The organism is Bradyrhizobium sp. CER78, assembly GCF_029846235.1.
Lineage (GTDB): Bacteria > Pseudomonadota > Alphaproteobacteria > Rhizobiales > Xanthobacteraceae > Bradyrhizobium.
This window is the reverse complement of record NZ_JARVWP010000033.1, coordinates 23,081-37,187: the sequence shown is the minus strand read 5'-3', so window position 1 is coordinate 37,187 and position 14,107 is coordinate 23,081. Positions and strand designations below refer to the sequence as shown.

The 14,107-nt window shown below is 64.8% G+C and carries 15 protein-coding genes and 1 other RNA gene; 8 read left to right on the top strand and 8 right to left on the bottom strand.

The genetic code is table 11. The features are described from left to right. Positions 1-169: 169 nt before the first annotated feature. The 3 genes from dapD to dapE all read left to right on the top strand — a co-directional run bounded on the left by dapD (position 170) and on the right by dapE (position 3,035). The gene (gene dapD / locus QDT69_RS36560) at positions 170-1,015 is read left to right on the top strand and encodes a 2,3,4,5-tetrahydropyridine-2,6-dicarboxylate N-succinyltransferase (RefSeq protein ID WP_279711310.1); all 846 of its coding nucleotides are present in this window, start codon (positions 170-172) and stop codon (positions 1,013-1,015) included. Between the two features lie 215 nt (positions 1,016-1,230). After that, positions 1,231-1,851 (top strand): DUF805 domain-containing protein, encoded by a 621-nt coding sequence (locus QDT69_RS36555; RefSeq protein WP_279711309.1) that lies wholly within the window; start codon positions 1,231-1,233, stop codon positions 1,849-1,851. A 17-nt stretch (positions 1,852-1,868) separates the two neighbouring features. Next, positions 1,869-3,035: a succinyl-diaminopimelate desuccinylase gene (gene dapE, locus QDT69_RS36550; RefSeq protein WP_279711308.1), complete on the top strand. Its 1,167-nt coding sequence runs from the start codon at positions 1,869-1,871 to the stop codon at positions 3,033-3,035. 210 nt (positions 3,036-3,245) lie between these two features. Here the strand turns inward: dapE and truA are convergent, their stop codons facing one another. Genes truA through def form a run of 3 tightly spaced genes read right to left on the bottom strand, consistent with a single transcriptional unit; the run spans position 3,246 to position 5,502 of the window. Then, positions 3,246-3,986, bottom strand: coding sequence for a tRNA pseudouridine(38-40) synthase TruA (gene truA, locus QDT69_RS36545; protein WP_279711307.1), 741 nt, complete (start codon positions 3,984-3,986; stop codon positions 3,246-3,248). Continuing rightward, complete coding sequence (fmt, locus tag QDT69_RS36540) at positions 3,986-4,933, bottom strand: methionyl-tRNA formyltransferase (protein WP_279711306.1); 948 nt, start codon at positions 4,931-4,933, stop codon at positions 3,986-3,988. Before fmt ends, truA begins: the two co-directional genes overlap by 1 nt. 41 nt (positions 4,934-4,974) lie before the next feature. Beyond that, positions 4,975-5,502, bottom strand: a complete 528-nt coding sequence (gene def, locus QDT69_RS36535) for a peptide deformylase (protein WP_076864526.1) — start codon at positions 5,500-5,502, stop codon at positions 4,975-4,977. 171 nt (positions 5,503-5,673) lie between these two features. Here def and rmuC point away from each other — a divergent pair, with 171 nt between their 5' ends. The 3 genes from rmuC to QDT69_RS36520 all read left to right on the top strand — a co-directional run bounded on the left by rmuC (position 5,674) and on the right by QDT69_RS36520 (position 8,895). Beyond that, complete coding sequence (gene rmuC / locus QDT69_RS36530) at positions 5,674-6,885, top strand: DNA recombination protein RmuC (protein ID WP_279711305.1); 1,212 nt, start codon at positions 5,674-5,676, stop codon at positions 6,883-6,885. A 92-nt stretch (positions 6,886-6,977) separates the two neighbouring features. Then, positions 6,978-7,283, top strand: coding sequence for a GIY-YIG nuclease family protein (locus tag QDT69_RS36525; RefSeq protein ID WP_279711304.1), 306 nt, complete (start codon positions 6,978-6,980; stop codon positions 7,281-7,283). 247 nt (positions 7,284-7,530) lie between these two features. Further along, a complete protein-coding gene (locus tag QDT69_RS36520) occupies positions 7,531-8,895 on the top strand; it encodes an MFS transporter (protein ID WP_279711311.1) in 1,365 nt (454 codons plus the stop codon). A 102-nt stretch (positions 8,896-8,997) separates the two neighbouring features. Here the strand turns inward: QDT69_RS36520 and QDT69_RS36515 are convergent, their stop codons facing one another. From QDT69_RS36515 to ffs, 5 genes are all read right to left on the bottom strand, one after another. Next, positions 8,998-9,426 (bottom strand): hypothetical protein, encoded by a 429-nt coding sequence (locus QDT69_RS36515; RefSeq protein WP_279711303.1) that lies wholly within the window; start codon positions 9,424-9,426, stop codon positions 8,998-9,000. 147 nt (positions 9,427-9,573) lie between these two features. Further along, the gene (gene recR / locus QDT69_RS36510) at positions 9,574-10,179 is read right to left on the bottom strand and encodes a recombination mediator RecR (RefSeq protein ID WP_279711302.1); all 606 of its coding nucleotides are present in this window, start codon (positions 10,177-10,179) and stop codon (positions 9,574-9,576) included. 1 nt (position 10,180) lies between these two features. Then, entirely contained in the window at positions 10,181-10,501 is a 321-nt protein-coding gene (locus QDT69_RS36505) for a YbaB/EbfC family nucleoid-associated protein (RefSeq protein ID WP_279711301.1), read from the bottom strand. A gap of 21 nt (positions 10,502-10,522) precedes the next feature. Continuing rightward, positions 10,523-12,364, bottom strand: a complete 1,842-nt coding sequence (locus tag QDT69_RS36500; protein WP_279711300.1) for a DNA polymerase III subunit gamma/tau — start codon at positions 12,362-12,364, stop codon at positions 10,523-10,525. A 90-nt stretch (positions 12,365-12,454) separates the two neighbouring features. Further along, an RNA gene (gene ffs / locus QDT69_RS36495) (signal recognition particle sRNA small type) lies at positions 12,455-12,551 on the bottom strand. 111 nt (positions 12,552-12,662) lie between these two features. Between ffs and QDT69_RS36490 the strand changes: the two genes are divergently transcribed. Next, complete coding sequence (locus QDT69_RS36490) at positions 12,663-13,082, top strand: HIT family protein (RefSeq protein WP_279711299.1); 420 nt, start codon at positions 12,663-12,665, stop codon at positions 13,080-13,082. Positions 13,083-13,088: 6 nt separating this feature from the next. After that, positions 13,089-14,039 carry an NAD(+) diphosphatase gene (nudC, locus tag QDT69_RS36485; protein ID WP_279711298.1) on the top strand — a complete coding sequence of 317 codons (951 nt, stop codon included), beginning with the start codon at positions 13,089-13,091 and terminating at the stop codon, positions 14,037-14,039. The last annotated feature ends 68 nt before the right edge of the window (positions 14,040-14,107 follow it).

The following is a 14,107-nucleotide window of genomic DNA, read 5'->3' as shown; positions in this document are numbered from 1 at the left end:
CTGCGCCGGGACGACATGTGTGCAGAGCTAAGGGCCTTCGCCGGGACGACGGAGGAGAGAGACCGCTCGCCAAAACGACGGCCGCGTCAGCCTTGACTCCGTGACCCCAAATCCCGAAAAGGCCCGGCAAAATTCCCGTCATATCCCGATACGCCCAAGGATCGTCCCGATGTCGCTGTCCGCCCTCGAAACCACCGTCAACACCGCGTTCGACGCCCGCGAAGGCATCTCGACCTCGACCAAGGGCGAGGTCCGCGAGGCGGTCGACCACGCGCTGGAGCTGCTCGACAAGGGCGAAGCCCGCGTCGCCGAACGCGAGGCTGATGGCAAGTGGAAGGTCAATCAGTGGCTGAAGAAGGCGGTGCTACTCTCGTTCCGCCTCAACGACATGGGCCAGATCGCGGGCGGCCCGGGCAAGGCATCGTGGTGGGACAAGGTGCCCTCGAAGTTCGAGGGCTGGGGCGAGAGCCGCTTCCGCGACGCCGGCTTCCGCGCCGTGCCGGGCGCGATCGTGCGCCGCTCCGCCTTCATCGCCAAGAACGTCGTGCTGATGCCCTCCTTCGTCAATCTCGGCGCCTATGTCGATGAAGCGACCATGATCGACACCTGGTCGACGGTCGGCTCCTGCGCCCAGATCGGCAAGCGCGTGCACATCTCCGGCGGCGTCGGCATCGGCGGCGTGCTCGAGCCGTTGCAGGCCGAGCCCGTGATCGTCGAGGACGACTGCTTCATCGGCGCGCGCAGCGAGGTCGCCGAGGGCGTGATCGTGCGCAAGGGCGCGGTGCTGTCGATGGGCGTGTTCCTCGGCGCCTCGACCAAGATCGTCGACCGCGAGACCGGCGAGATCTTCGTCGGCGAGGTCCCGGAATACGCCGTCGTGGTGCCGGGCACGCTGCCGGCCAAGCCGCTGAAGAACGGCCAGCCCGGCCCTGCCACCGCCTGCGCCGTGATCGTCAAGCGCGTCGACGAGCGCACCCGCGCCAAGACCAGCATCAACGAGCTGCTGCGGGACTGATCGGTCTGTCGCCGCAATAACAGTCCATCACCGTCACCCTGAGGAGGCCGCGCAGCGGCCGTCTCGAAGGGTCGACGGCCCGGCTAGTGGCCGTCCATCCTTCGAGACGCGCTATGCGCTCCTCAGGATGACGGATCTAATATCGAACCAAGCACCTCTTCAAAACGACAAAACTCCGGGCCGCGAAACATTGCCGCGGCCCGGAGTCTCTTTTCATGGACTGGGCCAATTACCTGTTCGGCTTCAAGGGCCGCGTCAACCGCGCCAAGTTCTGGCTCGGCGTGCTGATCATCGTCTGCTGGATGATGTTCCTGGCCGCGCTCGTGGTCCTGGCCGGCCTCGGCGGCAAGACCGGCTCGTTTGGCTTCAGCGTCGACGACATCTTCCGGGCCTTCGACCCGGACAGCTACAAATCACTGACATGGGCCGGATTGCCGACCTTGCTGGTCAAGGCCTGCGGAACGTTCCTGTTCGTCTGGGTCTATATCGCGGTCTCGATCAAGCGCCTGCACGACCGCGACAAGAGCGGCTGGTGGATGGTGCCGTACTTCGCTCTCCCCGGCCTGATGAGCCAATTCTCCGACCGGCTTCCCGACCAATCCTATTTGATGGCGGCTGCGGGCATGATCGTCTTCGTGTTCTATTTCTGGGGCTTCATCGAGCTCGCCTTTCTGCGCGGCACCTCTTACCCCAATCGCTACGGTCCCAATCCGCTGGGAAAGACCCATGTGAGCCGCGGAGGCGGCCGCGGCACCGGGTCGCGCTCCACGCAGGGCTGGGATCAGCAAAGCGAGCTCGATATCGTGCCGCACAAAGCTGGTCCACCGGCGCTGTGACGTGTTAAGCGAGGCGCATGAGTGATGCCGTCTCGATTACCCGCGATCTCATTCGCTGCCCGTCCGTCACCCCGGCCGACGCCGGCGCGCTTGGCGTGCTCGAAAACCTGCTGAAGGCCGCAGGTTTCGACGTCCACCGCGTGACGTTCTCCGAGCCCGGCACCGCCGATATCGACAATCTCTATGCCCGCATCGGCCGTGCTTCGCCGCATATCACCTTCGCCGGCCACACCGACGTGGTGCCGCCCGGCGATGAAGCGGCGTGGACGCTCGGTGCGTTCTCCGGCGAGGTGAAGGACGGCTATCTCTACGGCCGCGGCGCCGTCGACATGAAGGGCGGCATCGCCTGCAGCGTCGCCGCGGTGTTGCAATATCTGAACGACCATGGCGGCAAGCCACAAGAGAATGGCAACGGATCGATCTCCTTCCTGATCACCGGCGACGAGGAAGACGTCTCGATCAACGGCACCGTCAAGCTCCTGAAATGGTGTGCCGAGCGCGGCGAAAAATTCGATCATTGCGTGCTCGGCGAGCCGTCGAATGTCGAAGTGCTCGGCGACATGATCAAGATCGGCCGGCGCGGCTCGCAATCCGGCACGCTGGTGGTCGACGGCGTGCAGGGCCATGTCGCCTATCCGCACCGCGCCTCGAACCCGGTGCCCGACATCTCGCGGCTGATCGTGGCGCTGAGCGACGAGCCGCTCGATCACGGCAGTGCGCAATTCCAGGCCAGCAACCTCGAATTCACCACGGTCGATGTCGGCAACACCGCGAGCAATGTGATCCCCGGCCAGGCACGCGCGAAGTTCAACATCCGCTACAACGACAATCACACCCAGGAGAGCCTGCGGCAGCTGGTCGACGATCGCCTGGCGAAAGCCTGCGGCAACCGCATCCGCGCCCATATCGACTGGATGCCGTCGAACTCGAACGTGTTCGTCACCCAGCCCGGCCCGTTCACCGATCTCGCGGTCGCCGCGATCGAGGAGATCACCGGCCGCAAGCCGGAGCTCTCCACCTCCGGCGGCACCTCGGATGCGCGCTTCATCTCGAGCTATTGCCCGGTGATCGAATTCGGCCTGGTCGGCCAGACCATGCACCAGATCGACGAGCGCACGCCGGTGGCTGATCTCGAGAAGCTGACACGGATCTATCGGGGCGTGTTGGACCGGTATTTCGGATAGGTTCGTGGCCGTGGGGCTATTGCCCCCCCGACTGTCATCGCCCGCGAAAGCGGGCGATCCAGTATTCCAGAGGCGACAATACTGGACCGAGAAGCCGCGGCGTACTGGATCGCCCGGTCAAGCCGGGCGATGACAGTGTGCGCGGGCGGCCAGCTACGAGATCACGGGCAAAAAATCGAAAACAACCCCATGCACAGTAGGGATTGGGGGTCACTCGTAATCCACCCGCATCAGGTAGAGCCCGTCGGGCGGCGCGACCGGGCCGCAGGCGGCGCGGTTGCGGGCGGTGAGTGCGGCGAAAAGATCGTCCGCGCTCCAACGGCCCTCACCGACCCAGACCAGCGAGCCGACCATCGAACGCACCTGGCTGTGCAGGAACGAGCGCGCCGACGTCACGATGTTGATGGCAGCGCCATCGCGGGTGACGTCGAGCTGATCGAGCGTCTTCTCCGGCGACTTGGCCTGGCACTCGGTGTCGCGGAAGGTGGTGAAATCATGCTTGCCGAGCAGGCGCTGCGCGGCGGCATGCATTGCTTCAGCATCGAGCGCGCGCGGCACGCGCCAGACCCGGCCGACATCGAGCGCGAGGTTCGCGCGGGTGTTGGTGATGCGATAGAGATAATGCCGCTTGGTCGCCGAGAAGCGCGCCTCGAAATCGTCGGGCACGATATCGGCCGCGAGCACGGCGATCGGATCGGGCCGCAAATGCGCGTTCAGCCCGTCGCGAAAACGGCCCGGCGGAAAATGCTTGGCAATGTCGCAGTGTGCGACCTGCCCGCGCGCGTGCACGCCGGCATCGGTACGCCCCGCGCCATGGACGCGCACGTCCTCGCCGCAGATCGCCTTGACCGCCGTCTCCAGCGCGCCCTGCACGGTCGGCGCAGTGTCCTGGATCTGCCAGCCGGAGAACGGCGTGCCGTCATATTCGATGGTGAGCTTGTAGCGGGGCATTAGGTGAGCCGCGCGGGCGGCTTCAGCGGCGTGCCGCGCAGGAAGTCCGCCGCCTTCATCGGTCCCTTGCCGGCGCGCTGAAGCTCGATAATCCGCACCGCACCATCGCCGCAGGCGATCGCGAGATGATCGTCGAGCACATCGCCCGGTTCGCCCGAGCCCTTGCCCGCACCCTCGGCCAGCTCGCAGCGCAGGATCTTCAGCCGCACCGGCTCGCCTTCGCCTGTCAGTTCGCACCAGGCGCCGGGGAACGGCGACAGCCCGTGAATGTGCCGCAGCACCGTATGCGCCGGTTGCGTCCAGTCGATCCGCGCCTCGGCCTTCTCGATCTTGGCGGCATAGGTGACGCCATCCTCGCTCTGCTTCGTCAGCTGCAAGCCGCCGCGCTGCAGCGCGCCCATTGCGCGCACCATCAGATCGGCGCCGAGCGGTGCCAGCGCGTCGTGCAGGTCGGATGCCGTCATGCTGTCCGTGATCGGCAGCCGCTCGGCCATCGCGACGTTGCCGGTGTCGAGGCCGACATCCATCTTCATCACCATCACGCCGCTCTCGGCATCACCGGCCATGATGGCGCGGTTGATCGGCGCGGCGCCGCGCCAGCGCGGCAGCAGCGAGGCATGCAGGTTGAAGCAGCCGAGCTTCGGCGCGTCGAGAATGGCCTGCGGCAGGATCATGCCGTAGGCGACGACGACGGCAGCATCCGCGTCATGGGCGCGAAACGCCTCAAGCGCCTCGTCCGTCCTGAGCGTTTTCGGCGTCAGCACGGGAATGCCGAGCCGGCGCGCCTCCTGCTCGACCGGCGTCGGCTGCAACTGCAGGCCGCGGCGACCACCGGGCTTCGGCGCGCGGGTGTAGACGGCCACGACCTCATGGCCGTGCGCCACCAGTTCCAGCAAGGTCGGCACGGCGAAATCGGGCGTGCCCATGAAGATCAGGCGGAGCGGCATGCGATCAGATTCTTCCGGGCGTGAGACAGCGGAGGGCGCGCCTACTCCGCCGCGCGCTTGGCGGCCTTCTCGAATTTCTTGAAGACGCGGTCGCGCTTCAGCTTCGACAGATAATCCACGAACAGCACGCCGTTGAGATGGTCGATCTCGTGCTGGATGCAGGTGGCGTAAAGCCCCTCGGCATCCTCCTCATGCAGCTTGCCGTCGAGATCGGTGAACCGCAGGCGCACCCGCGCCGGGCGCTCGACCTCCTCGTAATATTCGGGGATCGACAGGCAGCCCTCTTCGTAGACCGACAGCTCTTCCGAATGCGAGATGATCTCCGGATTGATGAACACCCGTGGCTGCGGCGTGGTCTCGCCGTTCTCGTCGCGCTTGGCGAGGTCCATGGTGATCAGGCGCAGCGGCTGCGCAACCTGGATCGCCGCAAGCCCGATGCCGGGCGCGTCATACATGGTCTCGAGCATGTCGTCGGCGAGCTTGCGGATCTCCGGCGTCACCTTCTCGATCGGTTTCGACACCAGCCGCAACTGCTTGTCCGGCAGGATGATGATTTCTCTTAAAGCCATGGCGGCGATTTAAGCTGCGGGCCTGATGCGGTCAATGCGCTCAGGAACCCGTTAAGACAACCTTAACCACGTTTCTTCACCCCCGGTTAACCAAGAAAATCCGGAAAAGCATTTACCATAAATGTTCCCTCTTCGTTCGCGCCCGACAGCGAATCGGCTACAACTGACGGCATGAACGAGATTCTGCTCACGATTGGCGACCTTCCGGTCCGCGTCTCCGACGCGTTGATCGGCCTTGGCGCACTGGCGCTGATCCTGCTGTTCGCCATCGCCGTGGTGATCGCGCGCGCCAGCCGGCGCGGCGCGGAACTCGCGATGGCCCAGGCCATTCGCGCCGACGAGCTGGAGGTGCGGCTGGCCGACATGCTGCGGGCCCAGAGCGAATCCTCCGGGCGGGTCGACGCCATGGCGCAGGCGCTGGCCGGCCGCCAGGCCGAGATGGCCCGCGCGGTCAACGAGCGGCTGGATTCGGTGACCCACCGGGTCGGCCAGTCGATGGAACAATCCACCCGCAACACGATGGATTCGCTGCGCGTGCTGCACGAGCGGCTCGGCATCATCGACCACGCCCACAAGAACCTCAACGAGCTCACCACCCAGGTCACGACCTTGCGCGACGTGCTCGCCAACAAGCAGTCGCGCGGCGCGTTCGGCCAGGCGCGGATGGAGGCGATCGTCCAGGACGGCATGCCGAAGGGCTCGTTCGAGTTCCAGTACACGCTGACCTCGGGCAAGCGGCCGGATTGCGTCGTGTTCCTGCCCGATCAGCGCCCGCTCTGCATCGATGCGAAATTCCCGCTCGAGGCGATGACCGCGCTGCATGATGCGCGCAGCGACGAGGAGCGCAAATTCGCCAGCCAGCGATTGCGCGCCGACGTGCTGAAACACGTCAGCGACATCGCCGAAAAATACCTGATCCCGGGCGAGACCCAGGATACCGCGCTGATGTTCGTGCCGTCGGAATCGGTCTACGCCGAAATCCATGACGGCTTCGACGACGTGATCCAGAAAGCCTATCGCGCCCGCGTCGTGCTGGTGTCGCCCTCGCTCCTGATGCTGGCGATCCAGGTGATGCAGCAGATCCTGAAGGACGCCCGCATCCGCGACGCCGCCGACCAGATCCGCAACGAGGTGATGCACCTTGGTGACGACCTCGGCCGCCTGCGCGAGCGCGTGCTCAAGCTGCAAAACCATTTCGGCCAGGTCAACGAGGACGTCCGGCAGATCCTGATCTCCGCCGACAAGATCGAGAAGCGCGCCGGCCGCATCGAGGAGCTCGACTTCAGCAAGTCCGAGACCCCGATCGAAGTCCCCCGCTTCGTCAAGCCCGCCGCCACCACCGACCTGTTCCCCGCCCCGCGCAAGCTGCAGGCGGGGGAGTGATTGTTGCTTAGAAGTTGTTTGGCGCGCTCGCGCCACCCAATCGGTGTCATCGCCCGACTTGATCGGGCGATCCAGTATCCCAGAGGCAGCAGTTGGGATCACGCAGCTTCTACGTCTACATCCTCGCCAGCCACACCGGCGGCACGCTCTACATCGGCGTGACAAATAACCTCATTCGCCGTGTGGGCGAGCACAAGCTGAAACCCATCGAGAGTTTCACCGAGAAGTACGATGTGGTGAAGCTCGTTTACTTCGAGCAATTCGATGATCCTGAGAACGCGATCAAGCGCGAGAAGCGGCTCAAGAAATGGCCGCGCGCGTGGAAAATTGCCCTGATCGAGAAGGACAATCCGGACTGGATCGATCTTTATCCGGAGATTGCGGGTGGAGGCGGATAGGCCTCTGGGATACTGGATCGCCCGGTCAAGCCGGGCGATGACAGTCTTTTTTGGGCCGACTCTGGGAACCTCTCTTTGACCGCGCCTAGTGATGTTAGTGATCGCAGATCGCGCCGCATAATTGCTGTCATCGCCCGGCTCGACCGGGCGATCCAGTATCCCAGAGGCGGCAGTTGGGTGCGCGTACGTCTACGTGAAGCCGGGCGACGACAGTCTTTTTGCGGCCGAATCTGATAACAACGAACCTATGACAGCACCTGAAGTGACCGCGACCCCGCCCCAAAAGGCCGCCTCATGGCGCGAATTGGTGGCCGTGTATTTCCAGCGGCGTGTATTGGTCGTGATGCTGCTCGGGTTTTCCGCGGGGCTGCCATTTTCGCTCGCCGGCCAGACATTGCAGGCCTGGATGACCGAAAGTGGCGTGAACATCAAGACGATCGGTCTGTTTGCATTTGTCGGCACCCCGTATTGGGCGAAGGTCTTCTGGTCGCCTGCAATCGACGCCCTCGATGTGCCTGTGCTGAGCCGATTGCTCGGACGCCGCCGCGCATGGCTCATCCTGACTCAGCTATGGCTGATGGGCGCGATCATCCTGCTCGCCTGCTGCGATCCTTTCAAAGCTCCCGCACTGGTGGCGATCGCAGCCCTGCTGGTGACGACGGCATCGGCGACGCAGGACATTGTCATCGATGCATTCCGGGTTGAAAGCCTCGGCAAATCCGAGCAAGCGGCCGGAATGGCCTCCTACGTCGCGGCCTATCGCGTTGCCGCGTTGGTCTCAGGCGCCGGCTCATTGTTGCTCGTTAGCGCGTTCGTGAACGCGGGCGTCGATCAGCAGCATGCCTACAGCGCGACGTTTGTGGTGATGGGCTTGCTGATCGCAGTCGGGATTGCTGCGACGCTGTTAGCAATCGAGCCGGAACAATCCGCCGAGGTTAGCGCGGAACATGCCGGCACCGGCGAAGTCGCAGGAAGGCGCGTCATCGAGGTTGCGATCGCCAGTCTCAAAGATTTCCTGTCGCGGGACGCCGCGATCGCAGTCTTGCTCTTTGTCACGCTGTTCAAGCTGGCCGATGCCCTAGCCACTGCCATGAACACGACATTCGCCCTGAAGATGGGTTTCTCCCGGGTCGAGCTCGCGGCTATTCTGAAGGGCGTCGGCTTCGCTGCAGCCTTGGCAGGCGGGTTCGTCGGTGGATTCGTCTGCCGCTCGTTCTCGCTGAGCAAAAGCCTTTGGATCGGTGGGATCCTGCAAACGATTGCGATCCTCGCCTTCTCGTGGCAGGCACTCGTCGGCTACGACGTTGCGTGGCTGACATTCGCGATCACAGCTGAACAGTTTACCGCCGGGCTCGGGACGGTAACGTTCGTAGCCTATCTTTCGGCACTGTGCGGCAACCCCTTGCATACAGCGACACAGTACGCGCTTCTGACGGCGCTGGCGGCGCTCGGGCGGACCGTCTTCGCCGCGGGTAGCGGCTATATCGCCGATGCGACCGGGTGGTTCGTCTATTTTCTCGTCTGCACCGCGTCAGCCATTCCGAGCTTCATTCTCCTCGCTTGGCTGCAGCGGCGCGGGCATTTTGACGAGCTGGGGCCGGTGCGGGTTTAGCTCAGCCGCCGTAGCCCGGATGGAGCGAAGCGCAATCCGGGAAACCTCTCGACTGGCACAACTGTCCCGGATTTCGCTTCGCTCCATCCGGGCTACAAGAACCTACTTCGCCACCACGCTCCACTTGGTGACGATGGCTTCGCTCATCTCGCCGGCGTCCTTGGCGCAGGCGACTTCGTCGACCTTCACCGAGATGGCCTTGCCGGAGAGGCTCTTGAGCTGCGCGGCCTGGGCGTCGTTGGTCGGAATCAGCTGGAAGGTTTCCGGCCCGGTCTCGAGATTGCACAGACCGTTCGGCGGCGGCAGGCGGCGCGGCTCGCTGGTGATCTGGTAGGTCGCAACGCGCTTGCCGCGGTTCTTGGCATCGCGCACCTTCATGACGCCGAGTTCCCCCGACAACACATCGCCGGCGTGGATCATCTTGCCGGGCTTCTGCGGCGCATCGCTCTGCTGCGCGATCGCGCCGGGCGCGGCGAAGGTTGCCGCCAGAAACGCAAAGCCCAAGCGTACGCCGAATCGGTGTGCCGTCATTTTCAGGTGTTCCGTAGCTGATCCGTCAGAGCGTGAATGACCGTCCCCGAATCGTCATCCAACCCTATCATTTTGTTTAAGCGCGATCTTTTCGACTTGTGACTGATCGCTTGGCAAAATCAGCCGTGTCCGGCTCTGGATCGCTTGCTAGAACAGCGTCCGCTGCCGCATCGCAGCCGATAGCGTACCTTCGTCGAGGTAATCAAGCTCTCCGCCGACCGGTACGCCATGCGCCAGCCGCGTCACCCGCACATTGGCCTCCGCCAACAGGTCGGTGATGTAATGCGCGGTGGTCTGGCCATCGACGGTCGCATTCAACGCCAGAATGATCTCGCTGACCTCGGGCGCATGCGCGCGCGCCACCAGCTGGTCGATGGTGAGATCCTGCGGGCCGACGCCGTCGAGAGGCGACAGCGTCGCGCCGAGCACGTGATAACGGCCATTGGTCGCATTGGCGCGTTCCAGCGCCCAGAGATCGGCGACGTCGGCGACCACGACGATGATCGACGGATCGCGGCGCGGATCGGTGCACACCGTGCAGGGGTTTTGTGTATCGATGTTTCCGCAGGTCTTGCAGACCTGAATCTTGTCGATCGCGACCTGCAGCGCCGCGGTCAGCGGCGTCATCAGCGCCTCGCGCTTCTTGATCAGATGCAGCGCCGCGCGCCGCGCCGAGCGGGGACCTAAGCCCGGCAGCCGCGCCAGCAACTGGATCAGGCGTTCGATCTCGGGGCCGGCAACGCTTGCAGCCATCTTAGGTCCGACCAAATCCCGGCGGCAGGCCGAGCCCGCCGGTGAGTGCCATCATCTTCTCCTGCATCGCCGTCTCGGCCTTGCGGCGGGCATCGCCATGCGCGGTGACCAAGAGATCTTCGAGCACCTCGCGCTCTTCCGGCTTCATCAGCGACGGATCGATCTTGATGCCCTTCACTTCCATCTTCGCGGTCATGCGGACAGTGACCAGGCCGCCGCCGGAAATGCCCTCGACCTCGACATTGCCGAGTTGCTCCTGCATCTCCTGCATCTTGGACTGCAGCTGCGCTGCCTGCTTCATCATGCCGAGAAAATCAGCCATGTGTGCGTTCCTGTAATCAGATCAATCGTCGTCGCTGTCGGAAGTTTCAATCGGGTCTTCACCGGTCGCATCCGCAACCGGAACCTCGGCGGCAAGGCGGCGGACCTCGATCACCTTGGTGCCGGGGAAGCGCGCCAGCACCTCCTGCACCCGCGGATCGGCCTCCGCGGCGCGCTGGTGCTCGCTGCGCGCCAGTTCGTTCTGCGAACGCACCGTGGGCTGGCCGGCCTCGTTGGAGATGATCACGGTCCAGCGCCGCCCGGTCCATAGTTCGAGCTTGCGCGATAGATCGGTGACGAGTGCGCGTTGCGCCTTCGGCTCCAGCGCGATCTCGAGCTGGCCATCCTCGATGCGCACCAGCCGCACATCGGCCTCCAGCGCGCTCTTGGTCATGATGTCGCGCTTCTCGCCGGCGAGCGCGATCAGCTGCGGAAAGCTCGTGATCCGAAGCGTCGGGGCAGCATCGGCGACCGGTGCCGCCATCTGCGGACGCGCGGCGAGATCGGCGCGCGGGGAAGCCTGCGGCGCGCGCACCGGCGCCGACGGCATTGCCGATATCGCCGAGGTCGGCGCACCGCGTGACGGGGACGATGCGGCGGAACCGGACGTCGCGGGCGCCGCGCCGCCGCCGTTCTGCTCGATCATCCGGATCGCCTCATCCGGCGTCGGCAGGTCGGCGACATAGGCGATCCGCACCAGCACCATCTCGGCGGCGGCGGCCGGGCGCGTCGCGGTCTGCACCTCGGCGATGCCCTTGAGCAGCATCTGCCACATCCGCGACAGCACCCGCATCGACAGCTTTGCGGCGAACTCGCGCGCACGCACGCGCTCGGTCTCGCCGAACGCGACATTGTCGGCCGTTGCCGGAATCGCCTTCACGCGGGTGACGAAATTGACGAACTCGGCAAGGTCGGACAGCACCACCACCGGATCGGCCCCGACGTCATACTGCGCGCGGAACTCGGTGAAGGCGGCGGCGAGATCGCCGCGCGCCAGCGAATCGAACAGATCGATCACGCGGGTGCGGTCGGCAAGGCCGAGCATCTGCCGGACCGCGTCGGCCCTCACATTGCCGGCGGCATGCGCGATCGCCTGGTCGAACAGCGACAGCGAATCGCGCACCGAACCTTCGGCGGCACGCGCGATGATGCCGAGCGCCTCGGGCTCGACCTCGACGCCTTCCTTGGCCGCGATATTGCCGAGATGCTTCATCAGCGCATCGGCTTCGACGCGGCGCAGATCGAAGCGCTGGCAGCGCGACAGCACCGTGATCGGAACCTTGCGGATTTCAGTGGTGGCGAACACGAACTTGGCGTGCTCCGGCGGCTCCTCCAGCGTCTTCAGGAAGGCGTTGAAGGCCGCCGTCGACAGCATGTGGACTTCGTCGATGATGTAGACCTTGTAGCGCGCGCTGGCCGGCGCATAGCGCACGCTGTCATTGATCTGGCGGACATCGTCGACGCCGGTGTGGGACGCGGCGTCCATCTCCAGCACGTCCATGTGCCGGCTTTCCATGATCGCCTGGCAGTGCACGCCGAGGTCGGGCATGTGGATGGTCGGCCCGGTCACCGAGCCATCCGGCTTGGCGTAGTTCAAGGCACGGGCGAGGATACGCGCGGTGGTGGTCTTGCCGACCCCGCGGACGCCGGTGAGGATCCAGGCTTGGGGAATCCGCCCGGTCTCGAACGCATTCGAGACGGTGCGGACCATGGCCTCCTGGCCGATCAGGTCCTCGAAGCTGGAAGGGCGGTATTTGCGGGCGAGAACGCGGTACGGCTTGGCGGCATCCGGCGCGCCGCCGAGATCAAAGCCACTCTGGCCTTCGCCGTCGGACGGTTGGGAGGGGGCGCCAGCGTCATTCATGCGTCGATCAGCCGGCGTGCGGATATAAGAGCCGAAATCGAGCGCCAGGCGCGGAGACCGCCATTCCAGCGCGATTCGCTCGGAAAACAGGTAGGAGACTGACGAGCGACCCGATCCGGACCTCGTTAGGGCTGCTTCCTTCCGGACCTGACCCGGTTGGCGAGTGGCTCGTCCACCGCCAATCTCCCGGTCCCTATTTGGGGCCAAAAGCGCCGGAAAGCAAGCGGCCTGACCGGCTTTGTAGGGCTTGGCTTTGCGGGGCTTGTCTGGGAACACGGAAAGGCATTATTTGCCCCCCATGCCCGCCTCCAATTGGTCGCTGCATTCGCAGCTCAAAAAAGACACCATCGACATCGGCGACCTGCCGTTGTGCAAGGTGCTCGTCATCAAGGATGCGCATTATCCCTGGCTGCTGCTGGTGCCCCGGCGCGACGGCGCGGTCGAGATCATCGACCTCGACGAGGTCGAGCAGGCGCAGCTGATGACCGAGATCACCCGCGTCTCGCGGGCCCTCAAAGAGGTCACCAAGTGCGACAAGCTGAATGTCGCAGCGCTTGGCAACCTCGTCCCGCAGCTTCACGTCCATATCATCGCGCGCCGCAGCAGCGACGCTGCATGGCCGCGTCCCGTTTGGGGCGTGATGCCGCCGCTGGCGCATGACGCCGAGGAAGTGCAGAATTTCATCAGCGCGCTTCGCCGCAAGATCTGGTTGGGTTGAATTTCAATGTCCGCATCCGATTCATTTCCGCTCGGCCAGCCGGCCTTCGTCACCCATGTGCTGGACCGCGCCGCGCATCTGCGCAGCAATGACGAGAAGCTGTTCGCGCTGGAGGGCCATCGCGAGGCGCGAGCCTATGTGATCTATCGCGACTCGCTGGTGGTGAAGCAGGAGGAAGGCGGCGCCCGCGCGCTGCTCTCGCTCGAGGAGGCCCGGAGCTACGGCGCCAATCCCGGCACGATCTTCCTCGGCCTGCGCGATGCGGCGCCGATCTTCGGCATGGGGATCGCGCCGCAGGCGGCGGAGAAGCTGGTCGGACGCGCCGACGTTGCGATCACCGAATTGCGCGGCATGGCGATGCAGGGCGTGGTGCCGCCGGAGCAGCTGTCAGCGATCGCGATGGCGAAATCGATGGTGACCTGGCATCAGCGCCACGGCTTCTGTCCGAACTGCGGCACCCGCACGGCGATGCGGGAGGGCGGCTGGAAGCGCGAATGCCCAAGCTGCAAGGCCGAACATTTTCCGCGCACCGACCCGGTCGTGATCATGCTGGTCACGTCGGGCGACAAAGTGCTGCTCGGCCGGCAGAAGCAGTTCATGCCCGGGATGTATTCCTGCCTCGCCGGCTTCGTCGAGGCCGCCGAGACCATCGAAGACGCGGTGCGGCGCGAGATTTTCGAGGAAAGCGGCATCCGCTGCACCGACGTCAATTATTACATGACGCAGCCATGGCCCTACCCGTCATCGCTGATGATCGGCTGCACCGCGCGCGCGACCAACGAGGACATCGTGGTCGACCGCACCGAGCTCGAAGATGCGCGCTGGTTCGACCACGCCGAGGCGACGCTGATGCTCAAGCGCCAGCACCCCGACGGCCTCGCCGGCCCGCATCCGTTCGCGATTGCCCATCATTTGCTCGGCCGCTGGGTGCAACACCGGAATCCGTTGGACCCATAGCGGGAACCGGACATCGTTCTGCCGATTAGACTGGACACAGGTTGAGCCAGTTGACGGAACCATTGCCA

What these genes read in the sequence shown, in the direction of transcription:
- def (WP_076864526.1), bottom strand. Translation starts at nt 5,502, where the DNA reads ATGGCTTTAAGAGAAATCATCATCCTGCCGGACAAGCAGTTGCGGCTG.
- recR (WP_279711302.1), bottom strand. Translation starts at nt 10,179, where the DNA reads ATGGCTGCAAGCGTTGCCGGCCCCGAGATCGAACGCCTGATCCAGTTG.
- QDT69_RS36500 (WP_279711300.1), bottom strand. Translation starts at nt 12,364, where the DNA reads ATGAATGACGCTGGCGCCCCCTCCCAACCGTCCGACGGCGAAGGCCAG.
- dapE (WP_279711308.1), top strand. Translation starts at nt 1,869, where the DNA reads ATGAGTGATGCCGTCTCGATTACCCGCGATCTCATTCGCTGCCCGTCC.
- dapD (WP_279711310.1), top strand. Translation starts at nt 170, where the DNA reads ATGTCGCTGTCCGCCCTCGAAACCACCGTCAACACCGCGTTCGACGCC.
- truA (WP_279711307.1), bottom strand. Translation starts at nt 3,986, where the DNA reads ATGCCCCGCTACAAGCTCACCATCGAATATGACGGCACGCCGTTCTCC.
- QDT69_RS36505 (WP_279711301.1), bottom strand. Translation starts at nt 10,501, where the DNA reads ATGGCTGATTTTCTCGGCATGATGAAGCAGGCAGCGCAGCTGCAGTCC.
- QDT69_RS36520 (WP_279711311.1), top strand. Translation starts at nt 7,531, where the DNA reads ATGACAGCACCTGAAGTGACCGCGACCCCGCCCCAAAAGGCCGCCTCA.
- rmuC (WP_279711305.1), top strand. Translation starts at nt 5,674, where the DNA reads ATGAACGAGATTCTGCTCACGATTGGCGACCTTCCGGTCCGCGTCTCC.
- nudC (WP_279711298.1), top strand. Translation starts at nt 13,089, where the DNA reads ATGTCCGCATCCGATTCATTTCCGCTCGGCCAGCCGGCCTTCGTCACC.
- QDT69_RS36515 (WP_279711303.1), bottom strand. Translation starts at nt 9,426, where the DNA reads ATGACGGCACACCGATTCGGCGTACGCTTGGGCTTTGCGTTTCTGGCG.
- QDT69_RS36490 (WP_279711299.1), top strand. Translation starts at nt 12,663, where the DNA reads ATGCCCGCCTCCAATTGGTCGCTGCATTCGCAGCTCAAAAAAGACACC.
- QDT69_RS36555 (WP_279711309.1), top strand. Translation starts at nt 1,231, where the DNA reads ATGGACTGGGCCAATTACCTGTTCGGCTTCAAGGGCCGCGTCAACCGC.
- fmt (WP_279711306.1), bottom strand. Translation starts at nt 4,933, where the DNA reads ATGCCGCTCCGCCTGATCTTCATGGGCACGCCCGATTTCGCCGTGCCG.